This window comes from Sphingobacterium sp. G1-14, assembly GCF_002196555.1.
GTDB classification, from domain to species: Bacteria; Bacteroidota; Bacteroidia; order Sphingobacteriales; family Sphingobacteriaceae; genus Sphingobacterium; species Sphingobacterium siyangense.
This window is the reverse complement of record NZ_CP021381.1, coordinates 3,945,233-3,967,527: the sequence shown is the minus strand read 5'-3', so window position 1 is coordinate 3,967,527 and position 22,295 is coordinate 3,945,233. Positions and strand designations below refer to the sequence as shown.

Sequence of the window (22,295 nt, the reverse complement as noted above, 5' to 3'; positions counted from 1 at the left end):
TGTTGTTTAGTATATTCTGACCTATTTTGTGTGATCGAATTATCGATTTGCTTATGACCATAAATTTTAGAAATATAGAGTATTTGAAGAGTGGAAATAAAGTGCAAAAAAAAGCCTATCGGTTACTGAGGGATTATCAGATTATTAACCGTCTTGAGGGCTACAGTCCGATTGTAGTTGGTACGATACCGATTCAGGTAGATATTGATGGGAGCGATATAGACATTATTCTGTGTGTAGATGATTTTGATGCTCTTGAAGAAAAGCTGTCTCTTAATTTTTCGCAGCATGCACATTTTCGGTTACAGCGGGCTACCGGTCATGTAATCGTGTGCAGCTTCTCGATTGAGGAACAGCTTTTTGAAATTTATGCGACGGATAAAGCAACTGAAATTCAGAATGGATATTTACATATGCTTAAAGAGCATGAAATCATTCAATTGAGGGGGGAAGAATTCGCTGAGCAGGTCAGACAGCTCAAAAGGAGCGGGGTAAAAACTGAGCCGGCATTTTGTCAGCTATTGGGAATTGAAGGCGATGCATATACAGAACTTCTAAAGTATAATCCAGCAGATAATTCGATAAACTATGAATGATTTTAATCTAAAATAGTATGAATCCCCTAATTGAACAATTTAAAAAATATGGCTATCTCAATGAAGCGCTTGAGAAAGCGGTAGAAAATAGAACTCGTTATTTTTTTAAGAAAAAGGGTGAGCATTTTTTGAGGGAAGGGCAGCATTTATCAAGCTATTTTGTTTTGCGTACAGGACTGATTCGTGCTTATTTCTTAAAAAATGGACGTGAAATGAACAGTTGGTTTGGTGAAGAAAACCAGATTTTTGGATCGATTTTGCCCGTTTATACTGAAAAGCCCTCTTTTGAAAATATTCAGTTTTTGGAAGACTCCGAGATCTATGCAATTTCTGTGGACGATTTGAATGAATTGTATAGGATTTATCCTGAACTAAATCTTATAGGCCGAAAGATTGCTGAGGAGGTTTGTATTATTCTTGAAGAACGGATTATGTCCCTGCATACCGAATCTGCAGTAGAACGATATCAATCTCTCATCCGCCTACAGCCAAATTTGTTAAATAGAATTAATCTTGGCCATATTGCATCATATTTAGGAATTACACAGGAAACGCTTAGCCGGATACGGCGATAAGTACACGATTTTGATATAAGTCAAAAAATGCCCCTTATATAGCGATTATCTTTGCTTTAGAAATTTAAACTATTGAAAATGAATTGGATTGCATTGATTATTGCTGGCATTTTTGAAATTGGCTGGCCGCTCGGATTAAAAATGGCTCAACAGCCAGATTCAAATAAATTTGGTTGGATTCTATTAGCTATTGTCTCCATGAGCATTAGTGGCGGATTATTATTTTATGCTCAAAAAGCTATTCCTATAGGTACAGCATATGCCGTATGGACAGGTTTAGGGGCAGTGGGCACATTAATGGTCGGAATCTTTTTTTTCGGAGATTCGGCCAATGTATTTAGACTCCTGTCTGCAACATTGATCGTCGCAGGAATTATTGGCTTAAAGATTTTTTAAAAATACTGGAAATGTTATTTATCGCAGTCTACATAAAAAAATAGAATGTGCGCTCAATTTTCTTCAATTGGATTGTTAAAAATATATAAAATCTATTTTTTTTAGTCTAAACTCATTAGAAGAGAGTAGGTTGGGATGATTTTTGCTGCGCAATTAAATTATGAGGCAAGAACTAGCTGAAAAAATAGAATTGTATAGTAAAAGGTACGGCCTATTTATGCGACCGGAGTATATTAGCTTTGCTCGGGATACAACAAGGCTGTTGCTTCGCAACGAATGTCTCCGTGAAGGTGATATAAAAGCTTATCAAGACTATATTGCCTCACATTATCCCGAAGATCTTCCCTGGGAAATGAAACAATTTCAGGAAGCGACCAAAGCATTGGAGCGCATGAGTAAGGAGACGGCTATTGCATGGGTGAATGCGCATCGAATCAATATTTTTGAATCCGACATTTTTATCGATGATGAAGATTCAATTCTGCGCCCCATTCAATCAAAAGATGAAGACATGTTTCGCTATAATTTTAACGCCTTGGAAGAACTTATCTACAATCACCAAAGACCGGACGACTTATTTCGGCGGAATAGAGATTGTTTTTGGATAGATACAAGAATTGACTGGCGGTAGTTTACTGCTAATTGAAGTGTGGTTTCCCAAGAGCTATCTCGTTCTCCGACGAATACCTCTTGGGAAACTTTTTTATTATTTGGATTCTGCGACAAAAATTTCATTTTCTTGTCCAATGACCACGGTAGGAAACTTTTTGTGAAGTCAATCGCAATATCTCCTTTTCCCTTTTCGCCGTCTCCGTTGGAATCCCAATCTAATGTTACGTAGTATTTTATGGGCTCAGCGTCACTGACTTTAGGCTGGATGAGCTTAAGGTGATTTTTAGGTAAATCGAGTTTGAGATCAAAAGGTATTTGGTTCGCCGTAAAACTCTTTTCCAGAATCATTGTAGCTGGTACATCTGCTATCTGGGCCGAAACTGCATACAGACGAATCTTGCCCGTTGGATTTTTAACTGCAATAGCATTTGTTGATTGAATTTTTACGGAAAGACCAGTTGTATCCGTATTCATTTTTTTCGTATTTAATGTTGTTGAACAACTGCTTGCAGCGAGTGCGACAGCAATTACTGATATTGTAAGTTTTAACATCATATTTTTTTTGTTTGTTTTGTTTTAACTGTTAATGAAACACCAAAATTGGATAATTTACAATTTGAAGGATATCCCGACATTTGCAATCCCAAGGTAACCGAATCCAAATTCGCCATAGACACCTAGTTTATTGCCATAACGAATGGCTATCGGTGTAAATTGATAGGATAGCGCACCGAAGCTTTCTCTATCTTCTTTTTGCCTATTGTTAAATTTTGCATAGCCCAAACCTCCTTTTCCATATAGTTTAAGTTTAGTTTTATTCAAATAGCTATATTGCATATTCAAAAGTCCCCCAAAAACATTCCATTTTGAATCCCCAAGATCATCTTTGTAAGAAACCGTATTTTTACCATAAAATCCGTCGATGCCTATAGACAGTCTTTTGTTTAAATTACGTGAATACCCGGCAGTAAATGTGCCAGTTCCGCTGGAATGTTCTACTTCTCTTCCGAGTAAACCCATAAATATTCCCTCACCGAGCATTGTACCGATCTCTTGGACTGGAATAAGTCCATAACCCACCCGAATTTCTGATTTTTTTTGCATGTTTTCTTGCCCATATCCTTCCAACGAAATCAAGGAGACTAGGACGATGAATATAATTTTCTTCATTAATATAGTTAAGTCAGGATTTTATGTGACTTACTATAGGTAACGTTTTTGAAATTTAATTCGCTACAATTTATTTTATATAGTATTTTATTTCTTATTTAATTAATATTTTGATTTTAAATTCTTTTTAACTTACTAAAGGCTTGTGAAGTTTTTTTATTATAAGGTCTTTATTTTTAGATTTCTAAATGAAACACCTCTGGACCAATCCTGTAGTGCTAATTTCCCACTAATATGTTTACCAAACTCTGGATAATCTTTGAAATTACTATGTTTTACCAAATCTTTCCATTTAGCGGAATTAAAATCCATTTCAGCAGTGATTTTACCATTCAGGTAGAACGTTACCTTTCCGTCTTTCTGAATAATACTGGATTCATTCCAATCATCCTGTGCTTTAATATTGACAAAGTTCTGCTGCGGTAGAAATGTATAAAGACAGCCGGAACGCTTTAGCGGCTTATCAAAATCAGGATGGGAATCTGCTAACAATTGATATTCTGGTCCTGAATGGTAGGTCGCATTGATATCCGGTCTTTCCTGTACATTGACAAAAACGCCACTATTTCCCTCTTTTTCGAGCTTCCATTCAAACTTAAACTCATAATTTTTATACTCTTTGTCCGATACTAAGTCATATTTTTGGCTTTCACTGTTTGGATTGCAGTAAATAGCTCCATTTTTAACGACCCAGGCTGTAGGAGCATTTTTGCTATTATTGTAGGTATGCCAATTGTTAAGCGTGGTACCATCAAATAGAAGTTGCCAGCCGCTACTTTGCTCTTCTTCTGTTAATGTATTGGGACTGCTTTTTTCATTTTGACAGGAGAGTAAAATACAGCCCATAAAGACTGATAAGATGATTTTTTTGAAAAGGTTTAAGTTTATCATTGTTTTTATTTGTATAAGTGTCTCTTTAATAAGTTTTCCCATTTAATATGTATCCCCTAAAATAATTTTTAATATGAACTTTTGGCGATAATTTCATGTTCCTTTGCAAATTTGTTACATAGTACTTCTGCTAATACTCATTCGGAGGTTCAGCTATTCTCCTATTCATTTATGAATTTTTAAAACATTCTTTTCCGTCATTTTATAGAATAGACTGGTTCAAACCGTCTATGTTTTTTGGTCACCTTTCAAGTATAAATGACAAGTTACACATTATAATGATTTGATCACATTTTCAGCATAGTCACTCTCATTTTGATAAAGTAACCTTATCAAAATGATAGGATTCTCCAATGCTATTTTGTGACTTATTTTTTTATAACGCCTGAATGATAGTGTGTTATGTTGTTTTATGGCATAGTGGAATATTGTTTGGCTTATTGGGACAAATGAATGTAAATATGAAAACAGGACGGAAAAGAAAAGTATGTGGCAAGAGTCCTCCGAGAGGGACGATCGGTAAAGCTGCTGGTATGTAATTGAGTTTAACAAAATGAAATCGCGATTCACTAATAAAATTTAACAATGGTAATAACAATCATACTCGTCATAACTGGAATTTTGTTCTTCTGGTTATTCTATAAAATGGTCGATTTTTTCGGCAAAATATGAAAGAAATAATATGAAAGAGAAGCAAGAAAATAAAGGCAGAAGTTCCGCACATAATTTATCGGGAGACCGTATAGCGAAGATCATAGTAGTGGTGTTGATTATTGCAATGATTTTTCAACTCTATATCGGTTAGATTTTGAAGTATAGTTTTACGCACAACATGAAAAAATTAAATCAATACGGTGCAGGTTTGTATATGGCGCTCCATTATAAGGAAATCCGATCAGAGATTAATTTCTTATTGCGGAAGCACAATTTTGCAGGAGCCCTACAGGCCGTTATTAATCACCTTCGGAGCTTAATTATATTGCAAAGTACGGACAAAATTTGCCAGCATATTCATTTCCTCGGAATGATTTATGGACGAGGAAATCATTATGTCAAATACATTCTGGAAAATCTCTTTGTAAGATCTTTAGGAGGTATTCGGCGCATCAGTTCGGTCAATGCATGGGCGGTAATCGAAGCTCAGCTACCAATACCATTTTTAGAGGTCCTTAAAGGACAACAAATTCATAATCTATTAATATCAAAGTAAATGACAGCTTTATTTATTGTAGCACTACTGGTTTTTGCATATATCTGTTATGTACTTCTAAAGCCAGAAAAATTTTAATAACAAGATTACTCATTCTCTATCGTCGGCGATGAAATCCCGCTTTCAGTCAGTTCTTTTCGTGTTACATAGCGAAAAGAAGAGCTTGAGGTTAGATGACGATCGGTCATGATACACTTTTTATACAAATCAACTAAAGAAATGAATACAGAGATTCTTGGAATCATAGTGATGTTCATCGTAACATTACTACTCGGACTTCCCCTTGGGAAATATATAGCTAAGGTATATGGCAATGAAAAAACCTGGTTAGATCCATTGTTTCAACCATTGGAACGATTTTTTTATCGGGTGACAGGAATTAATCCTAGCCTCCAGATGACTTGGAAACAGCACCTCGTTGCTCTTTTGACAATTAATCTACTGTGGTTCCTGTTGAGCATGGCTATCCTGATGAATATGGGACATTTGCCTTTAAATCCAGATGGGAATCCTGGAATGACTGCTGATTTGGCCTTTAATACCAGTATATCTTTTTTGGTCAACTGTAATCTCCAGCACTATTCCGGTGAATCAGGAGTGAGCTATCTAGGACAAATTTGGCTCATGTTTCTTCAATTCGTGACCGCAGGCGTGGGAATGGCTGCTGCAGTGGTTATTTTCAAAGCTTTCAGGGATAAGAGAACAACACAATTGGGCAATTTTTACGATTTCTTTGTGAAGTCTTGCACCCGGATTTTACTGCCTATCTCTGTCTTGGTTGCTGCCATCTTCGTATTCCAAGGCATGCCGATGACTTTCGAAGGTAAGGACAGCATGATTACTGTCGCTGGAGATACCGTACAGGTAAGCCGAGGACCGGTAGCTGCCTTTGTCCCAATTAAACATCTTGGTACAAATGGAGGTGGTTTTTTCGGTGCGAACAGTGCGCATCCATTTGAAAATCCCAATTATTTGACCAATATGGTGGAAATGATTGCCCAGTTTATTATCCCGATGGCGATGATATTTGCATTCGGCTTTTTTATTCGCAAGCGTAAATTTTCATGGATGATGTTTGGTGTGATGACCATTGGGTTTATCATCCTGACAATACCAAATATAAAAATGGAGATGGCTGGAAATCCAGCGATCGCACAGATGGGTATTGACACGTCTATGGGCGCCATGGAGGGAAAGGAAATACGTATTGGAGCAGCGGCATCGGGGTTTTGGAGTATTGTTACAACGATGATTTCGACGGGTTCTGTCAATTCTATGCATGATAGTTACATGCCCTTATCTGGTATGAACGAACTTATAGCGATGATGGTGAATGCTTTTTATGGCGGTGTAGGCGCGGGGATACTCAATTTCTTCATTTTTATTATACTCGCCGTTTTCATTAGTGGCTTGATGGTGGGGCGCACACCAGAGTTTATGGGTAAGAAAGTTGAAGCGCGGGAAATGAAAATCGCTATGATTGTTGCTCTTGCCCATCCTTTTCTAATCCTTGTCGGTACAGCACTTGCTACAGCGTTTCCAGCCCAAGGTGCTTCTACATTGAATAACCCTGGATTTCACGGTTTTAGTGAAATATTATACGAATATACTTCATCCGCAGCTAACAATGGTAGTGGGTTTGAAGGTCTTGGAGATAATACAATTTGGTGGAACATTTCGACAGGTATCGTATTGTTACTCGGCCGCTTTATACCGATTATAGGCCCAATTGCTATTGCGGGATTATTGGCTGAGAAAAAATTTATACCTGAGGGTGAGGGAACGCTAAAAACAGATACAAGTACATTCGGTTTAATGGTATTCGCTGTGATCGCGATTATTGCAGCACTCTCCTTCTTCCCTGCGTTGGCATTGGGTCCAATTGCGGAATATTTTTCCATGTAGTACTTAAAATTAAAGAATTCTAAAAATGAGCAATCAACAAACATTGTTTCAGAAAGAACTTGTACAACAAGCTTTAAAGCAATCTTTCGTGAAGCTAAATCCTAAAATAATGTTCCGTAATCCAGTAATGTTTACCGTGGAAATCGGGACGCTGATTATGGCCGTCGTTTGTCTTTGGATAATGACTGGGGAAAAATCACAAGGTACACTTGGTTATAATTTTACGGTATTTCTTATTTTATTTTTAACCTTATTGTTTGGAAATTTTGCTGAGGCAATTGCCGAAGCCCGCGGTAAGGCGCAAGCAGATAGTCTTCGGAAAACTCGGGAGGAAACTCCAGCAACCCTGCGTGATGGTCGGGTAGTTTCGTCCGCTCAACTGAAAAAAAATGATGTTTTTGTTTGCCAGGCGGGAGATGTAATTCCATTGGATGGGGAGATTATTGAGGGATTGGCAACCATAGATGAGAGTGCAATTACCGGAGAATCAGCACCGGTGATCCGCGAGGCTGGAGGTGATAAAAGTTCAGTTACCGGTGGTACCAAGGTTTTGTCCGATCGAATTGTCGTGCAGGTAACGACAGAACCGGGTGAAAGCTTTTTGGATAAGATGATCGCATTGGTAGAAGGGGCAAGCCGCCAAAAAACACCTAATGAGATTGCATTAACAATCCTTCTGGCAGGTTTTACACTTGTATTTATTATCGTAACGGTGACCTTAAAACCATTTGCGGATTATGCCAATGTTGGTATCACCATTGCTTCGTTTATTTCACTTTTTGTCTGTCTGATTCCAACAACAATAGGAGGTCTTTTATCGGCAATTGGTATTGCGGGAATGGATCGTGCACTTCGTGCAAATGTCATAACAAAAAGTGGCAAGGCAGTTGAAACGGCAGGAGATATTGATGTCTTGTTGCTTGATAAAACTGGAACTATTACGATCGGAAATCGTAAGGCGACAAATTTTTACCCCGCAGATGGCGTCCTGAAGGAAGCTCTGGTACGTGCAGCCACATTGAGCTCCATGGCGGATGAAACACCGGAAGGGAAATCAATTGTTGAATTGGCTGGTGTCAACCCATCGAGCTATAAGATCGAAAACCCTGTATTCATTAAGTTTACCGCTGAGACCCGTAGCTCAGGAATAGACTTTGCACAGACACGTATTCGTAAAGGTGCAACAGATGCTATTCGGAATATCATTGTAAAGGCTGGAAATCTGTTTCCTCAGGAAATAGATGAACGCGTAAAGCTTATCTCTCAAAATGGGGGAACCCCATTGGTCGTTGCAGAGAATGAACAGGTTCTCGGTGTCATAGAATTGCAGGATGTGATAAAACCCGGAATTCATGAACGCTTTGAAAGGTTGCGAAAAATGGGTATCAAGACTGTTATGGTGACGGGAGACAATCCGTTGACGGCCAAATATATTGCGGAAAAAGCTGGAGTGGATGATTTCATAGCCGAAGCGAAACCTGAAGACAAGATGAACTATATCAAAAAAGAACAGCTTGATGGACGATTGGTCGCCATGATGGGGGATGGTACAAACGATGCTCCGGCACTTGCACAAGCCGATGTTGGTGTAGCGATGAACAGCGGTACACAAGCTGCAAAAGAGGCTGGAAATATGGTCGATCTCGACAATGATCCAACCAAACTGATTGAGGTTGTGGAGATAGGCAAACAATTGTTGATGACCAGAGGTACGCTAACGACGTTTAGTATTGCAAACGATGTCGCCAAATATTTTGCTATCATTCCGGCCTTGTTTATTGCAGCAATACCCGCACTTCAAGGTTTAAACATTATGCAGCTCAGTAGTCCACAAAGTGCCATACTATCAGCTGTCATCTTTAACGCAATTATTATCCCATTACTGATTCCTTTGGCATTGAAAGGAGTCGCATACAAACCTATAGGTGCAAGCGCACTGTTACGGAGAAATCTGCTCGTTTTTGGACTTGGTGGAGTACTCGTTCCATTTATTGGTATCAAGGTCATAGACCTACTGGTTTCCCTATTTATCTAATACATTTTTAATAATAAAAGCAAAGATGAAAACACATATATATCCGGCAATAAAGATTACAATTGTTTTATTGCTCCTGCTCTCAGTGGTATATCCAGCCCTCGTATGGGCAATAGCTCAAATAGCACCCAATCATGGAAAAGGGGAAATGCTTGAGTACAATGGGCAAAAGTATTACAGAAATATTGGACAGGCCTTTACGCGGGATGATTACTTCTCGTCGCGTCCTTCAGCTGTTGGTTATAATGCTGCTGGATCGGGTGGAAGTAACAAAGGACCCTCTAATGGGGAATATCTTTCGGAAGTTAGGGCCCGTATCGATACTTTCTTAGTTCACAATCCTACTGTAAAACGCGAACAGGTACCGGTAGACATTGTTACAGCCAGTGGTAGTGGTTTGGATCCAGATATCTCCATCGAGGCCGCAAAAATACAAATTGATCGTGTTGCGAAAGCGAGAGGTATATCGGTAAATAGCCTACAGTCTCTTGTTGATGCCCACGTTCAGACGCCTTTATGGAATATGTTTGGACCTCGCAAAATCAATGTCCTTGAACTAAATATTGCTTTGGACAAGATGGTTGAAAAATAAAATTGACCTAAAGGGTTATCGATATACATTTTATAAGAACAATTTACATGAAAAAACTAGCGATGTTGGCCTGTTTACTCGCAGGGGCAACACAATTATTTGCACAGCAAGATACGACTCAAAATACCCGATTGTCTATCAGTGGTTACCTTGAAGCATATTACCTTCGGGACTTTAACAATCCACTTGGAAATACACGTCCAGGCTTTGTATATAGTCACAATAGGACGAATGAAGTAAACATAAACTTGGCACTTTTAAAAGCTGCATACGAAACAACAAATACCCGTGCAAATCTTGCTTTAGGTGTTGGTACATATATGAATGCCAACTACGGTGCGGAACCCGGAGTCTTAAAAAATATTTACGAAGCGAACGCCGGTATACGTATCTCGAAAAAACATAATTTATGGATCGATGCTGGCATATTTTCTTCCCATTTGGGCTTTGAAAGTGCTATAGGAAAGGATAATTGGACTGTAACAAGGAGTATTTTTGCGGATAATTCACCTTATTTTGAAACAGGAGCAAAAATATCCTATACATCCGCATCGGGAAAACTATTTTTAAGTGGGCTGATTTTAAACGGATGGCAGCGGATTCAACGTGTAGATGGTAGCAGTTTACCAGCATTTGGGCATCAATTGGTCTATAAACCGACAGATAAATGGACCATCAATAGTGGTTCTTTTATAGGCAGTGATAAAGCGGATAGCGTCAGACAGATGCGCTATTTTCATAACCTATATGCAATTTATCAAATGAACGAAAAGCTGGGAATCACATTCGGATTTGATATTGGAGCTGAACAAAAAGCAAAAGGTAGTTCGAAGTACAATGTATGGTACACCCCAGTGTTAATTGCACGATACGCGACGACCGAAAAATTTAGCTTAACAGCAAGAGGAGAATATTACAACGATAAGCATGGTGTGATCGTTTCTACGACTACAGAGCAAGGTTTTCAAACGTTTGGCTATTCTTTAAATGCAGATTATGCAATTCTTCCCAATGTTCTTTGGCGTACGGAACTACGTAATCTCACGAATAAAGATGCTATTTTCCTTGATCGGACAAATAAGTTGGTGAAAAATAGTGTAACGGCTGTAACAGCACTTACCGTTAGTTTTTAAAAACAATCGTTCCTGCCGTGTGTTGGATCGGCAGGAACCTTCTGAAATGAAAGGCAATAAAAATGGAAGAGAGGAAAAGCGCTGAACACTTTTTGGACCTTATTCGGAAATCGAGAAGAGGTCGCTTCAAACTTTATATCGGTATGAGTGCAGGCGTAGGAAAAACATACCGTATGTTACAGGATGCACATACCCTTTTACAGGGAGGAATCGATGTGCGTATTGGCTATATTGAGACACATAATCGGAAGGAAACACATCAATTGCTCGACGGTCTACCCCTTATCGCCCGACGCCATCTTTTTTACAAAGGCAAACAGTTGGAGGAACTGGACCTTTATGCTGTCTTGAATTCACATCCCGAGGTTGTTATTATCGATGAGTTGGCACATACAAATATTGAAGGCAGTAAAAATACCAAAAGGTGGCAGGATGTTATGGAGATTCTTGAAGCGGGGATTAATGTGATCAGCGCTGTTAATATCCAGCATATTGAGAGTTTAAACGAAGAGGTCAAAGCGATTACAGGTGTTGAAGTACAAGAACGTGTTCCCGATAGTGTTATTGATTCCGCAGATGAAGTCGTTAATATTGACCTTACTGCAGAAGAGCTTATCATTCGCCTAAAAGAGGGCAAGATCTATGACGCGTCAAAAATTCAGGCAGCGCTTCAAAACTTCTTTAAAAGCGAACATATCTTACAATTGCGTGAAATGGCTTTGAAGGAAGTTGCCTCCCAGGTTCAACGCAAAGTAGAGATTGAAGTTCAACCCCAACGATGGGTGCGAAAGGAGCGTTTCCTGGCTTGTATAAGTTCTAATGAAATAAAAGCAAAAAACGTCATCCGAAAAACAGCACGTTTAGCAGGATATTATAATAGCAGTTGGTTTTTGCTCTATGTACAGTTGCCAAAAGAGCGCGGAGATCGGATAGCCTTAAACAAACAACGACACCTGATCAATAACTTTAAACTGGCGACAGAACTTGGTGGAGAAATTATCAAAGTAGAAAGTCACAGTGTGGCAAAAGAGATCATCGCTTTGTGCGAGCTCCGCAAGATCACCACAGTTTGCATTGGAAAACCACGATTATCTCTTTTAAGGATGTTACTTGCTAAGGATACATTTAGCAAACTGCTGGCACAACTGTCGACCGAAGACATCGACCTGATTATATTGTCTTAATGATAAAGACAAATTGTGAATAAGATGAAAATAAAAACGAAACTTACCTTTGGTGTAGGATCACTTTTCCTCATGATCTTTCTACTTGCCGCACTAAGTGGTTGGTATGTAAACCGGTTAAAAAAGGATACCGCAAATATACTGACAGCGAACTACAATACGCTGCTGTACGCCAAGAATATGTTATTGGCATTGGAGGAAATTCCTGTTGAAAAAGCTGCTTTTAATAATTTCCAGATTAATCTTGACAAACAACGGAAAAATGTTACCGAAGTCGGAGAGCAGCAAACAACAAACGCAATTGCCAAACATTTTTTAAAACTGCGAGATAAGCCCTTAGATGTTACTATTGTCTCGTCTATCAGAAAGGATATTGCCTTGTTAATGGAACAAAATATGACGGCAATTTCTCGGAAGAGTATTATTGCGGATCGCACCGCCGAACATGCAATTTTGGTCATTTCATTTGCCGGGGCGCTCTGTTTTATCATTGCTTTTATATTGCTGGTCAATTTGCCGTCCAATATAGCTGACCCCATTGCAAAATTGACAGCGAGTATTCGACAGATTGCAGGACAGAACTACAAAGAGCGTATTCAGGTGCAGAGCGGAGGTGAGTTTGCCGAACTCGTCGCTTCATTTAATTCCATGGCAGAGAAACTTGAAGAATACGCTGAAAGTAAACTTGAAAAAATTTTAAAGGAAAAAAGACGAATTGAGTCTCTTGTTGATCATATGCATGATCCGGTGATAGGCTTCGACGAAGAGCGACGTGTCATTTTTGTCAACGAGGAAGCACTTCGCATCACAAATCTACATAAAGATCAACTTCTCGGAAGATCTGCTTTAGCGGTTTCAGATGAAAATGATCTTGCTAAGGATATTTTTAAAGATCTTTTTCTTCCTGTAGAAAAACGTGAAAAAAATGCTGTTAAAATTTATGCAGATGATAGAGAAAGCTATTTTGAAAAAGATGTTATCGATATCAATGTTTTGCCTACGGGTGAACTTGAGCCAAAGTTTATCGGGCAGGTGGTTATCCTAAAGAATATTACGCCATTTAAGGAACTTGATCTTGCAAAAACAAACTTCATCGGTACTGTTTCGCACGAGTTCAAAACACCTATTGCGGCGATTCAGATGGGGGTTCAATTGTTGGAAAACGAGCAAATAGGTCATCTGAATACCGAGCAGCTCACGTTGTTAAATGGAATAAAAGATGATTCTAACCGCTTGCTTCAAATAACCGGTGAACTGTTAAATATGACGCAGGTTGAAAGTGGTTCTATTCAAATTAACTTACATACGACAGAAATACAGCCTATTATTGAATATGCTATCATGGCAAATCAATTTGCTGCGAATCAAAAAAATATCCACTTTGTTATCGAGGTAGGACCTAATGTGAAAGCTATATTTGCTGACAATGAGAAAACGGCCTGGGTTCTTACAAATTTTCTTTCCAATGCAATACGTTACTCCCATGAGGATTCGCTTATTCGTATCGCAGTGGAAAACAGCGAACTTAAAACAAAATTTATCGTTACCGACAGTGGGCAAGGGATCGAGCCGAAATATCTGGATAAAATATTTGCGCGTTACTTCCGTGTGCCAGGGTCAAAAAAGGGTGGAACAGGACTTGGTTTAAGTATTAGTAAGGAGTTTATAGAAGCGCAAGGTGGCGAAATTGGTGTTGAAAGTGATTATGGCGCAGGAAGTTCTTTCTATTTTTCATTGCGTACTGCGATTTCCGATAATTAATACCATATTAAACGATTCGTATCTGTTCATACAGCACATTATGACAACATAATAAGGACGGATGAGAGGAGAACAATTTTTGAGATTATAAGTGGCGCCGGCAAGCCACTTATAATCTCAAAAATGGATTAATGGTTGACTAAAGCCATAGCACCTTCACTGTATCGTGCTCCGATATTGGGGTATTTAAGAAGTATTTCATCTATTTTTTTTAAATCATCATTCGATAATTGTACATCAAGGGCACCAACATTTTCCTCCAGGTATTTTCTTTTTTTAGTTCCTGGAATAGGAATGATGTCATTTCCCTGTGCCAGTACCCAGGCTAAAGCGAGTTGTATTGGACTACAGTTTTTATCTTTTGCCACTAGGGAGAAGTTGGCGACTAAATGTGCATTGTTCAATGCATGTTCACCTTGATTTCGAGGTAAGGTTCTTCTAAAGTCGTCCGAAGCAAGATCTTCTAAATTTAAAGAATTGGAAAATAATCCACGCGCTAGAGGCGCATAAGGAATTAAACTTATCCCCAATTTCCTTACGGTATGTAAGATTTCTTGTTCTACATCACGTGTAAGGAGCGAATATTCGCTCTGTAAAGCAGCTATAGGGTGTACGGTATTTGCTTTAATGATTGATGCGGGAGATGCTTCGCTTAAACCCAAATACCTCACTTTTCCTTCTTTAACCAATTCTGCCATAGCGCCTACGGTCTCTTCGATAGGAATATTGGGGTCTACGCGGTGCGCATAATAAAGATCTATGGTATCGATTCCAAGGCGTTTTAAACTTTTTTCTACCGCTAATTTTATCCATTCGGGCGAGCCATCGAAATAGGTGTTTGCCGTACCACTTGGACCTGCTATTTCATCTTTAAAGCGAAATCCAAATTTTGTTGCAATAAAAACTTTGTCACGGTTGGGAACAAGCACTTTTGAAATAAGTTCCTCATTGGCACCGTTGCCGTACATATCCGCGGTATCCCAAAAATTAATGCCGAGGTCCAATGCTCTTTCCAATGTTGCAATGCTCTCTTTTTCGTCCGTAGGTCCGTAAGCAAAGCTCATTCCCATACAACCTAATCCAATCGCAGAGAGTTTTTCATTTGTTGTTCCAAGATTTCTATATTTCATAATGATTACATTTTGTTCAATACAAAAGTACATATGGAACAAACGAAGCGAGTTAAGACAATCAAACAGATTGTTATACAATTCAAACAGTATTGCTTCGGACTTGGTTTGGAGACATCCCGGTTTGCTTTTTGAAGAAATTGGTAAAATAGGATGGATATTCAAATCCTAGGCTGTAGGCAATATCCGATACATTCCAATTGGTATGCAGCAACAAAGCTTTGGCTTCTTGGACCACACGGTTTGCAATATGTGTACTGGTGGTTTTGCCTGTGGCTTCTTTTACCGACCTATTGAGGTGATTGATATGAACCGAAAGCGCATGCGCATAATCTGCTGGGCTTTTCAATTGCAGGCTAAGTTGAAAGGTATTGATTGGAAATTGTCTTTCTAACAGCTCAAGAAATAGTCCCGATACCCTGGTCGATGCATTGGTATATGATCCAAAACTCGCTGCGGGACTCGATTTCATCGTTTCATGAATTAGAAGATGTAGATAACTTCGCAACATATCATCTTTATGGATATAGCTCGAGTTCATTTCAACCATCATCTTTTGGAAGATTGTAGAAATTTCTGCTAATTGTGTTTCATCCGGAAAATAAATCGGATTGCTACCTATCTTGAACAGGGGAGAGTCTTTTAGACTTTCTATCCGTTCACTATGCTGTATAAATTCTTCTGTAAATACACAATACCATCCGGATTGTTCTGAGGATTCGGGTTCCCAAGCATATGGAACAACCGGATTCGCAAATAACATGGCAGGTCTATCGATTTGTATCCACTTATCTGCGTAATATAGTTTTCCACGCCCTATGATAAGGGAGGTTTTATAAAAATCGCGGCGATTGTACGGAGAGACGACAGTACAGGATTCCCTGCTGAAAACATTGAAATGCCCAATTCCCGTATTATTTAGCGGCAAATCCAGATGAGTTAAACCTGGTTGCCTTTTGTAAAAATCTGTCACACTTTCGGCTGATTTCATATTACTAAATTAAAAAAAGAGAAACAATCCTACGTCATAAACGGATCAGTTTCTCGAAAATGAATTCGAATATTTAGTTAGCCAATGGCATTTTATTTGAACTGTTTGTGATTTTGTTACTATTTTTGAGGGTATCCAATAATTGATTTTTTATCACAAGGATATCCTTTACATATTGCGACCATGATTAAAATTTATCATAATAAAAATTGTAGTAAGAGTTGTAATGCATTGGAGCTGCTACAGCATCAAGCTGTGGATATAGAAGTACAGGAGTACTTAAACGATGTTCCGACGAGAGGCCAATTGATTGAATTATTGGGTCAACTTGCTTTAAAACCTTTGGAACTTATCAGAAAAGGAGAACCGGTCTTTCAGGAAAAATTCCAAAATCTTCACTTGACAGATGAGCAATGGATCGATGTGATGCTGGAGTATCCGATCTTGATTGAGCGCCCTATCGTTGTAAAGGACGGTGTAGCAGTAATTGGTCGACCTATCGAAAAAGTTTTAGCACTCATTGGTGCTAAGTGATGATGCTGGCTTGATTGTTGTGTTTTCCGTTGTATGAAACATTTTTTGAATATAGCTGCAGCCGTGTTGGATGTACTTAAATTTTTTTTCTAATCACTAATTTTGGCTTTTTTTTGAACGGTTAAAGATATCTCCTATGATATTATTTTAATCGACATGATTTAGTGGGTTATTTTTTTAAAGAGGCTATTTATGCTTACACCGACTTTATCAGGGTCTTGTTGGTGTATCCCATGGCTGTATCCTGGTAAAAGAATCAGTTCACAATTGTTATTTTGTTTGATTAGATTTGCATAGTGTTTGATTCGAAGCTGGTCATAGGCATCAAACCAAAATCTATCATTTATTCCCAATTTACTGTTCATTTCTTTTTCATATCGCTCGATAGGTCGATTGTAGGCGATGAATACGGTAACAGGGATATTTTTTAGAAGCGGTAAATCGGCATATTCTTTAAAAAAATGTTTTTCGCTGACTGCCAGCTCTCTTTTCATTTCCAATTTTACACCCTCACCAAGGTTTTTGTCGTTTATCATATCTGAAAGCATTTTTACCCAGAGTTGTTGGTAACCTATCTGGCTATTTGATGTTTCAGTAGCAATTGCGTCTTCTGTTTCTGTTAACATAAAATCGGTAGGATCGATGAGGACTAAGCCGGCAATTTCATCCGGATATTTAGCTGTAAACAGCCTAACAAAAGCTCCGCCCAGCGAATGCCCGACGAGTAAATAGGGCGGTTTAATTTCTAAAGCGGATAGGATTAAATGTAATTTGTCCACGACATCTTGGTCAGATTTTAAGGATGGATCAGGATCCGAATTTCCTAAGCCATTTCTGTCATAACTGAAATACGGTATATTATTCATTAATTTGGGAAAAAGGACGGAAAAATTGTTCCCGCTCATGCCGATGCCACTTTCAAAAATGACGATTGGCTCGTTGGCTTTTCTTTTTTCCAACCCCTTTACCCAATAGGATGTTCGTATACCTTTAATATTAGCCGTTTCCTGCGCATACGTTTGTATGCCCCCAATGGAAACGAAGAATAGCATGATCGTCCAGGTTTTCATATTTATTTTAAAGTTCAAATGAAAGGATGAATTTTCGCGTTTACCGTTTATTTATTAGTCCTGCAATATGTTCTTTAAGGTCATTGGTTGATTGTAGTCCAATGTCCGAAAATTGGTAATCATTTAGCATAAATTGGTGGAAGGTATCTTGTTCCAACAATATGGTTCTACCTTTTGAAAGGTTGTAAATTTTAGTGTTAATTACGCTAATATCATGGTTTTCTTGCGTAAATGCTATAAAATCAATACGATAATCATCCCGTATTAAAGTGCCCTGACCAAAATAGTCGGGGTGGTTTCTTGAGACATTTCCAGCGTAAATTTTATTCGTTTGAGCTAAAGTCATCATAGACTCCTGCGGGGTTAATTTAACGACAATATTGCAGAAAGAATAATATTCCTTGTCATGAGGAGATTTGGTTACGCTAAATGTATAAATGATATAATTATCTGCTCCGAGCGATAATGAATCTACGATCACTTTGGTTCCTAAAGCCTGATAGGGTTTGACGTGGAAGTTGAAATTTTGTAGCGGTAAAATGTTGGCCTGCGGCGGTACCTTAGTATTATCTTTTTCGAGAAAATAGTTTGAATCTTTTACTTGTCCAATACTATTTTGAGAAAAGCAAATCAAGAAGACGATCCATATTCCTATAATTCTATGCATTGTTTTTATTTTATTGGTTATCTGATCCTGTCTAAAATAAATACATAATCATGTATCATGATAGTGCTATTCGGTCAATATAGGGTTTACCTCGGTTAGTCAATATTATTTGTCGGTAAGCCCACATGCTTTTGGTGTATATGGCGTGGGCTTCTTTAGGACCCTATTTTAATGTGTTGTAGTTAACGATAAGATATTCTTTATTTGTACAATATGCCTGGTATTGTGATGAATAATAAAGCGAAATATATCTCCTAAACGGAGCTGTATCCAGTTGCTGAAAGATAGCCTAATGCGAATTTTAGTTAAATCTTTTGACCTTGCCTTATCGAGTAGATGAAGTAGTCTATTTTGCTGTTCTAAAAAAACTGGAATCGGTTCGGCGCTCTGCATAAGATTTCTGGGATCCATTTTTCGAAAAGTTTTGATCTTTTTTTCCTTATCATTTGGTAAAATAGAATTAGCAAAATAGTTTCCTAAAAAACCGCTTTTGAAATCAACATTGTGGCCAAGATTGCTTTCGGATATTTTTTTTGTGATTTCAGGTAAATAGAAACTTCCGTACAGATTCAGGTGCTGTATGCATTCGAGGATATTCCAGGACCCTTCATGAGGTCTTTTACGTAATGTCTCCTGAGAAAGGGCTTCTAGGGAATTGACAAATGACATATGTTCTTGTACTTGCTTTTCCAGTTGATCAAGTAGTTCTAATGATTTACATTTCATCTTTTTTTTGATAAAATACTCGAAAATAAATTGGAAAAAAATTGATTTAACTCAAGATTTACTGATTCTTGATAAAGTTTCGGGACTCATTCTAAGATAATTGGCGATATGCTTATTAGGAATTAGTTGAAATAATCTAGGATTTCGTTTAATGAGTCTTTCATACCTGTTTTTTGGGGAGTCCAGCAATAGATCTCGTTCTCTTTCAAGCTGCTGTAACACCAACTGTTCCAAGATAGTTATATATAAATTTGTGTTTTCTGAAGTGGAATAGATAAAATTCATAAAATCTTCCTTCTCGGCGATTAGCATATCTGTTTTCTTTATTGCCTGAATTGCATAATCCGAGTAGCTACCATGAATAAAAGAATCCATAGCTACAATGAGATCTCCATCATATCCAAAGCGAATAATCTGTTCATGATCTTCCTGAAAAATAGAGATTTTGATGCTGCCTTTTTTTATGAAATAAATCTTTGAATCAATCGAACCATTCATTTTAATGTATTCGTTCCTCCTAAAAGAAATTTCTTTTTTAAAGATGCGAGGTGATATGAGATCTAACAGCTTATGCATACACGTTGGATTTAATTGAATCATTAAAGGTCTTCGAAATTAGCGATTGTATTGCTGTTTTCAAATATTGATTATTGAGCTACAAATATCGCCAAGTTTTGACCTAATATGGGTTCCAGATTTACCGGTTGAATAATTATGTGCAGATTTACGGTATTAAATGAAAACATGGAATATGTTTTCACGATTTTACAGATTTAAATACTTAATTAAATAATTTTAGTTTGAAAAGAGTCCTTGTTATCCTGTTCATTTTGCTGGTTTCATTTTTAATAGCGGCGTTTTTTATCAAAGTCAATAAGAGGGAAACCTTGCTCTATAAGATACAGCAGTGGGTTACCTACGATACAGCAGATTGGGAAAATTATGAAAACAATAAACAGCTACTTGCCGCTGGGGCTACCGAAGTAACGACGACTGAAGTGGCAGCTGTAGAAGATGATCTATACCCGATTGATACAAATCGCATATCGCCAGAATTTAGGGCTTTAGAAATCGAAAAAATTAGAAAGACAGATTTTGGACGATTAGTAATAGCGAAGTTACCACCGGATCATGAGGATGCACAAATCGCATTAATTCATCTCACAGATCGTAAATTGACCGATGTGATAATCAATCAGAAGATTAATATTAAAGTTGGAACTTGTTTTGAAAACCCAAAAACAGCAGGTAATTATCGTTGCGTGAGTTGTATGATTTTACTTTACAATCGAGAGAAGAAAAGTTGGGTGGAGGCTCCAAACGGTGAAAATTTCTTGAAAAATGCCTATGATTTTTACCAGGCGTCTGAAGGAGATATTTGGCAAGCACGCGACTTGTCCATGAGAATCCCCTATGATTATGCGCTTGTAGCAAAATATAGTAAGTAAGATTTCTTTTAAGTAGTTAATATCAATACCGTTATGTTTAAATTTTTAAGAGAATTATTGAATGCGGCAAAGGAAGGTGTGCATGAAGCCAAAGATGAACTGACTTTGAAAGCCGAAGAGAAAAAAAGGGAGGATAGTTTAGCAATTGATAACAATATACTTCTGGATATTCCTTATGAAGAACAGTTTGGTAATGCATTAGGAGCCGCATTTAGAGTCATTGTTTTTGGGGACTGGTTTACGGTATTCGGAAGTACAGGAGATGATGGAAATTATCCGATTCACTTATATCAATTTGGAAATTATCCCAAAATTGATCAATATAGAAGTGATTTTATCAAATTATTAAAAAGAGATTTTGGTATAACAGATACAGACAGCTGTCTTGAAATGTTGAGCTCATATTTTACCTTACTTGGAATAGAAAAGACAGGGACCGCATTGGAAGAAAAAAACGGCAAAATCGATACAGCCGTTTGGGATATCTCCAAAGTAGGGGTGAATGCCTTTGTTGTTGCTGTCGCAAGTCATATTACGACATCCGCAACGGACGTTGGATATCTATCAAAACCTGTGGCATTAGATGTTCTCAAAAAGTTGTCAGTATATGCGAAAAAGCATTTTAGTGATTGGTTGCTATTTTCCGATCATTTTATGGAAGGAGAAGATCAAGTTGGGTTAAACAGTAAAATTGGGAAATCTTACTTGAAAAGGTATATTGGGTATCTTAAAGAAAAGAAAGGAAGTCCTTGGAATAATGTCGCATGGTGGAATGGTAATCATTCCGTCTGAGTGTTGTCTCATGTGGCCTTCACATCCACTACATTTTACGGCTTTGGATTTGCGCTATCAATTGGAACAATAAATCGCTCAGAAAGAAATCCGCGACCATAGCTATCTCGAAAGATTAGATGCTATCGAGAAAGATGAAGGGGGAATTCCTACGTTCTATGTAATTTGTGTCAGTTAATTTCCTTTTTTATTGGAATAAATGAATTTTAAAGGCATTGTTTTGGTTATCAGTTGTGTGTTGATCGTTGTCGTGTTGACACAAGTCTATAAGAAAAATGTAACTAAAAATTATATATACGGTGTTAAAAAAAGCTATGAGATGAATGATCATTTTGAAACAGATAAATTAAGAAAACTGTCGTCACGACCCTTTCTATTTGGTATAGAAGATAATCTGTTAAGTGACGAAGATTATTTTTTTGATGAAAATTATTTCTACGCTGTCGGTCGAAGAGGCGGGGCAGGTAGATCCTTTAGGTTAGTGGATATCATTGAACTTCGTAGGACATCGACTCAAATTAATAATCACTATATCTGGCAAGTTGTCGTTCAATTGGATAGTAAGGGACAGTCCATTTTCAGTTTTACGCATAACTATTCCCTCTGGAATAGAAATTTCTATGTTTTTTATCAAAAAATACGGGAACTAAATCCACATGCAATTAAATCAAAATGGAGTTTGTGGACGATGTAACTTATGAATTAGGAAATTAGGTGTGCCTTCGCTTATCCCCATCAGATGATTATTCACCGATGATTTTCTTTGTTTCACCGAAATAGATTAAGAGAAGTCCCTATTGCCATCTATATTTAAGACGTTTGAACAATTCGTGTTCGAGATCTAATTAGATTACTTTGGTTCGACATTTAATTTTTA

At 37.8% G+C, this 22,295-nt stretch carries 26 protein-coding genes; 17 read left to right on the top strand and 9 right to left on the bottom strand.

Annotated elements, in window-relative coordinates; genetic code table 11:
* Positions 1 to 53 precede the first annotated feature (53 nt).
* The 4 genes from CBM24_RS17145 (at position 54) to CBM24_RS27365 (ending at position 2,198) form a co-directional block, all read left to right on the top strand.
* Positions 54 to 596, top strand: coding sequence for a DUF4269 domain-containing protein (locus CBM24_RS17145; protein ID WP_088162086.1), 543 nt, complete (start codon positions 54 to 56; stop codon positions 594 to 596).
* Between the two features lie 17 nt (positions 597 to 613).
* Complete coding sequence (locus CBM24_RS17140) at positions 614 to 1,171, top strand: Crp/Fnr family transcriptional regulator (RefSeq protein ID WP_088162085.1); 558 nt, start codon at positions 614 to 616, stop codon at positions 1,169 to 1,171.
* A gap of 78 nt (positions 1,172 to 1,249) precedes the next feature.
* Positions 1,250 to 1,567, top strand: coding sequence for a DMT family transporter (locus CBM24_RS17135; protein WP_088162084.1), 318 nt, complete (start codon positions 1,250 to 1,252; stop codon positions 1,565 to 1,567).
* 160 nt (positions 1,568 to 1,727) lie between these two features.
* Positions 1,728 to 2,198 carry a hypothetical protein gene (locus CBM24_RS27365; protein WP_075993232.1) on the top strand — a complete coding sequence of 157 codons (471 nt, stop codon included), beginning with the start codon at positions 1,728 to 1,730 and terminating at the stop codon, positions 2,196 to 2,198.
* Here CBM24_RS27365 and CBM24_RS17130 read toward each other — a convergent pair.
* The 3 genes from CBM24_RS17130 to CBM24_RS17120 all read right to left on the bottom strand — a co-directional run bounded on the left by CBM24_RS17130 (position 2,123) and on the right by CBM24_RS17120 (position 4,240).
* A complete protein-coding gene (locus CBM24_RS17130) occupies positions 2,123 to 2,734 on the bottom strand; it encodes a hypothetical protein (RefSeq protein WP_088162083.1) in 612 nt (203 codons plus the stop codon). The two genes, CBM24_RS27365 and CBM24_RS17130, sit on opposite strands and share 76 nt — an antisense overlap.
* Before the next feature lie 54 nt (positions 2,735 to 2,788).
* A complete protein-coding gene (locus tag CBM24_RS17125) occupies positions 2,789 to 3,349 on the bottom strand; it encodes a hypothetical protein (protein WP_088162082.1) in 561 nt (186 codons plus the stop codon).
* Between the two features lie 159 nt (positions 3,350 to 3,508).
* Positions 3,509 to 4,240: a DUF1080 domain-containing protein gene (locus tag CBM24_RS17120; protein WP_088163607.1), complete on the bottom strand. Its 732-nt coding sequence runs from the start codon at positions 4,238 to 4,240 to the stop codon at positions 3,509 to 3,511.
* A 682-nt stretch (positions 4,241 to 4,922) separates the two neighbouring features.
* On the opposite strand from CBM24_RS17120, the gene CBM24_RS27925 reads away from it, so the two are divergent.
* The 9 genes from CBM24_RS27925 (at position 4,923) to CBM24_RS17080 (ending at position 14,060) form a co-directional block, all read left to right on the top strand.
* Positions 4,923 to 5,045 (top strand): hypothetical protein, encoded by a 123-nt coding sequence (locus CBM24_RS27925; protein ID WP_257786997.1) that lies wholly within the window; start codon positions 4,923 to 4,925, stop codon positions 5,043 to 5,045.
* A gap of 27 nt (positions 5,046 to 5,072) precedes the next feature.
* A complete protein-coding gene (locus CBM24_RS17115) occupies positions 5,073 to 5,450 on the top strand; it encodes a hypothetical protein (protein ID WP_088162081.1) in 378 nt (125 codons plus the stop codon).
* Positions 5,451 to 5,528 carry a potassium-transporting ATPase subunit F gene (locus tag CBM24_RS28110; protein ID WP_075994865.1) on the top strand — a complete coding sequence of 26 codons (78 nt, stop codon included), beginning with the start codon at positions 5,451 to 5,453 and terminating at the stop codon, positions 5,526 to 5,528. It begins immediately after the preceding gene.
* Between the two features lie 141 nt (positions 5,529 to 5,669).
* Positions 5,670 to 7,355 (top strand): potassium-transporting ATPase subunit KdpA, encoded by a 1,686-nt coding sequence (gene kdpA, locus CBM24_RS17105; protein WP_088162080.1) that lies wholly within the window; start codon positions 5,670 to 5,672, stop codon positions 7,353 to 7,355.
* A 25-nt stretch (positions 7,356 to 7,380) separates the two neighbouring features.
* Positions 7,381 to 9,390, top strand: coding sequence for a potassium-transporting ATPase subunit KdpB (gene kdpB / locus CBM24_RS17100; RefSeq protein WP_088162079.1), 2,010 nt, complete (start codon positions 7,381 to 7,383; stop codon positions 9,388 to 9,390).
* A 25-nt stretch (positions 9,391 to 9,415) separates the two neighbouring features.
* A complete protein-coding gene (locus CBM24_RS17095; RefSeq protein WP_088162078.1) occupies positions 9,416 to 9,982 on the top strand; it encodes a K(+)-transporting ATPase subunit C in 567 nt (188 codons plus the stop codon).
* Between the two features lie 47 nt (positions 9,983 to 10,029).
* Positions 10,030 to 11,115 (top strand): porin, encoded by a 1,086-nt coding sequence (locus CBM24_RS17090; protein ID WP_088162077.1) that lies wholly within the window; start codon positions 10,030 to 10,032, stop codon positions 11,113 to 11,115.
* A gap of 62 nt (positions 11,116 to 11,177) precedes the next feature.
* Positions 11,178 to 12,299, top strand: coding sequence for a histidine kinase (locus CBM24_RS17085; protein WP_075993224.1), 1,122 nt, complete (start codon positions 11,178 to 11,180; stop codon positions 12,297 to 12,299).
* Positions 12,300 to 12,323: 24 nt separating this feature from the next.
* The gene (locus CBM24_RS17080) at positions 12,324 to 14,060 is read left to right on the top strand and encodes an ATP-binding protein (RefSeq protein WP_075993223.1); all 1,737 of its coding nucleotides are present in this window, start codon (positions 12,324 to 12,326) and stop codon (positions 14,058 to 14,060) included.
* A gap of 128 nt (positions 14,061 to 14,188) precedes the next feature.
* Here the strand turns inward: CBM24_RS17080 and CBM24_RS17075 are convergent, their stop codons facing one another.
* Together CBM24_RS17075 and CBM24_RS17070 are read right to left on the bottom strand one after the other, a co-directional pair.
* Positions 14,189 to 15,190: an aldo/keto reductase gene (locus CBM24_RS17075; protein ID WP_088162076.1), complete on the bottom strand. Its 1,002-nt coding sequence runs from the start codon at positions 15,188 to 15,190 to the stop codon at positions 14,189 to 14,191.
* Positions 15,191 to 15,272: 82 nt separating this feature from the next.
* Positions 15,273 to 16,181, bottom strand: coding sequence for a helix-turn-helix domain-containing protein (locus tag CBM24_RS17070; RefSeq protein WP_088162075.1), 909 nt, complete (start codon positions 16,179 to 16,181; stop codon positions 15,273 to 15,275).
* 183 nt (positions 16,182 to 16,364) lie between these two features.
* On the opposite strand from CBM24_RS17070, the gene arsC reads away from it, so the two are divergent.
* Positions 16,365 to 16,715, top strand: a complete 351-nt coding sequence (gene arsC / locus CBM24_RS17065; protein WP_088162074.1) for an arsenate reductase (glutaredoxin) — start codon at positions 16,365 to 16,367, stop codon at positions 16,713 to 16,715.
* A gap of 161 nt (positions 16,716 to 16,876) precedes the next feature.
* On the opposite strand, the gene CBM24_RS17060 is transcribed toward arsC, so the two are convergent.
* The 4 genes from CBM24_RS17060 to CBM24_RS17045 all read right to left on the bottom strand — a co-directional run bounded on the left by CBM24_RS17060 (position 16,877) and on the right by CBM24_RS17045 (position 19,754).
* Positions 16,877 to 17,785 (bottom strand): alpha/beta fold hydrolase, encoded by a 909-nt coding sequence (locus tag CBM24_RS17060; RefSeq protein WP_157698516.1) that lies wholly within the window; start codon positions 17,783 to 17,785, stop codon positions 16,877 to 16,879.
* 40 nt (positions 17,786 to 17,825) lie between these two features.
* Positions 17,826 to 18,452: a hypothetical protein gene (locus tag CBM24_RS17055; RefSeq protein WP_088162073.1), complete on the bottom strand. Its 627-nt coding sequence runs from the start codon at positions 18,450 to 18,452 to the stop codon at positions 17,826 to 17,828.
* Between the two features lie 168 nt (positions 18,453 to 18,620).
* Positions 18,621 to 19,178, bottom strand: a complete 558-nt coding sequence (locus CBM24_RS17050; protein ID WP_088162072.1) for a DinB family protein — start codon at positions 19,176 to 19,178, stop codon at positions 18,621 to 18,623.
* 51 nt (positions 19,179 to 19,229) lie between these two features.
* Entirely contained in the window at positions 19,230 to 19,754 is a 525-nt protein-coding gene (locus tag CBM24_RS17045; protein WP_088162071.1) for a Crp/Fnr family transcriptional regulator, read from the bottom strand.
* A gap of 224 nt (positions 19,755 to 19,978) precedes the next feature.
* Between CBM24_RS17045 and CBM24_RS17040 the strand changes: the two genes are divergently transcribed.
* From CBM24_RS17040 to CBM24_RS17030, 3 genes are all read left to right on the top strand, one after another.
* Positions 19,979 to 20,626: a hypothetical protein gene (locus CBM24_RS17040; protein WP_088162070.1), complete on the top strand. Its 648-nt coding sequence runs from the start codon at positions 19,979 to 19,981 to the stop codon at positions 20,624 to 20,626.
* Positions 20,627 to 20,659: 33 nt separating this feature from the next.
* A complete protein-coding gene (locus CBM24_RS17035; RefSeq protein ID WP_088162069.1) occupies positions 20,660 to 21,418 on the top strand; it encodes a DUF1266 domain-containing protein in 759 nt (252 codons plus the stop codon).
* A 199-nt stretch (positions 21,419 to 21,617) separates the two neighbouring features.
* Positions 21,618 to 22,112: a hypothetical protein gene (locus CBM24_RS17030; protein ID WP_088162068.1), complete on the top strand. Its 495-nt coding sequence runs from the start codon at positions 21,618 to 21,620 to the stop codon at positions 22,110 to 22,112.
* The last annotated feature ends 183 nt before the right edge of the window (positions 22,113 to 22,295 follow it).

Bases quoted from the DNA above. Each gene is read 5' to 3' on its own strand.
- CBM24_RS17075 (WP_088162076.1), bottom strand. From the start codon at position 15,190: ATGAAATATAGAAATCTTGGAACAACAAATGAAAAACTCTCTGCGATT.
- CBM24_RS17060 (WP_157698516.1), bottom strand. From the start codon at position 17,785: ATGAAAACCTGGACGATCATGCTATTCTTCGTTTCCATTGGGGGCATA.
- CBM24_RS17085 (WP_075993224.1), top strand. From the start codon at position 11,178: ATGGAAGAGAGGAAAAGCGCTGAACACTTTTTGGACCTTATTCGGAAA.
- CBM24_RS28110 (WP_075994865.1), top strand. From the start codon at position 5,451: ATGACAGCTTTATTTATTGTAGCACTACTGGTTTTTGCATATATCTGT.
- kdpA (WP_088162080.1), top strand. From the start codon at position 5,670: ATGAATACAGAGATTCTTGGAATCATAGTGATGTTCATCGTAACATTA.
- CBM24_RS17090 (WP_088162077.1), top strand. From the start codon at position 10,030: ATGAAAAAACTAGCGATGTTGGCCTGTTTACTCGCAGGGGCAACACAA.
- CBM24_RS17130 (WP_088162083.1), bottom strand. From the start codon at position 2,734: ATGATGTTAAAACTTACAATATCAGTAATTGCTGTCGCACTCGCTGCA.
- CBM24_RS17080 (WP_075993223.1), top strand. From the start codon at position 12,324: ATGAAAATAAAAACGAAACTTACCTTTGGTGTAGGATCACTTTTCCTC.
- CBM24_RS27365 (WP_075993232.1), top strand. From the start codon at position 1,728: ATGAGGCAAGAACTAGCTGAAAAAATAGAATTGTATAGTAAAAGGTAC.
- arsC (WP_088162074.1), top strand. From the start codon at position 16,365: ATGATTAAAATTTATCATAATAAAAATTGTAGTAAGAGTTGTAATGCA.
- CBM24_RS27925 (WP_257786997.1), top strand. From the start codon at position 4,923: ATGAAAGAGAAGCAAGAAAATAAAGGCAGAAGTTCCGCACATAATTTA.
- CBM24_RS17045 (WP_088162071.1), bottom strand. From the start codon at position 19,754: ATGCATAAGCTGTTAGATCTCATATCACCTCGCATCTTTAAAAAAGAA.
- CBM24_RS17050 (WP_088162072.1), bottom strand. From the start codon at position 19,178: ATGAAATGTAAATCATTAGAACTACTTGATCAACTGGAAAAGCAAGTA.
- CBM24_RS17125 (WP_088162082.1), bottom strand. From the start codon at position 3,349: ATGAAGAAAATTATATTCATCGTCCTAGTCTCCTTGATTTCGTTGGAA.
- CBM24_RS17070 (WP_088162075.1), bottom strand. From the start codon at position 16,181: ATGAAATCAGCCGAAAGTGTGACAGATTTTTACAAAAGGCAACCAGGT.
- CBM24_RS17140 (WP_088162085.1), top strand. From the start codon at position 614: ATGAATCCCCTAATTGAACAATTTAAAAAATATGGCTATCTCAATGAA.
- CBM24_RS17115 (WP_088162081.1), top strand. From the start codon at position 5,073: ATGAAAAAATTAAATCAATACGGTGCAGGTTTGTATATGGCGCTCCAT.
- CBM24_RS17055 (WP_088162073.1), bottom strand. From the start codon at position 18,452: ATGCATAGAATTATAGGAATATGGATCGTCTTCTTGATTTGCTTTTCT.
- kdpB (WP_088162079.1), top strand. From the start codon at position 7,381: ATGAGCAATCAACAAACATTGTTTCAGAAAGAACTTGTACAACAAGCT.
- CBM24_RS17135 (WP_088162084.1), top strand. From the start codon at position 1,250: ATGAATTGGATTGCATTGATTATTGCTGGCATTTTTGAAATTGGCTGG.
- CBM24_RS17145 (WP_088162086.1), top strand. From the start codon at position 54: ATGACCATAAATTTTAGAAATATAGAGTATTTGAAGAGTGGAAATAAA.
- CBM24_RS17035 (WP_088162069.1), top strand. From the start codon at position 20,660: ATGTTTAAATTTTTAAGAGAATTATTGAATGCGGCAAAGGAAGGTGTG.
- CBM24_RS17095 (WP_088162078.1), top strand. From the start codon at position 9,416: ATGAAAACACATATATATCCGGCAATAAAGATTACAATTGTTTTATTG.
- CBM24_RS17030 (WP_088162068.1), top strand. From the start codon at position 21,618: ATGAATTTTAAAGGCATTGTTTTGGTTATCAGTTGTGTGTTGATCGTT.
- CBM24_RS17120 (WP_088163607.1), bottom strand. From the start codon at position 4,240: ATGATAAACTTAAACCTTTTCAAAAAAATCATCTTATCAGTCTTTATG.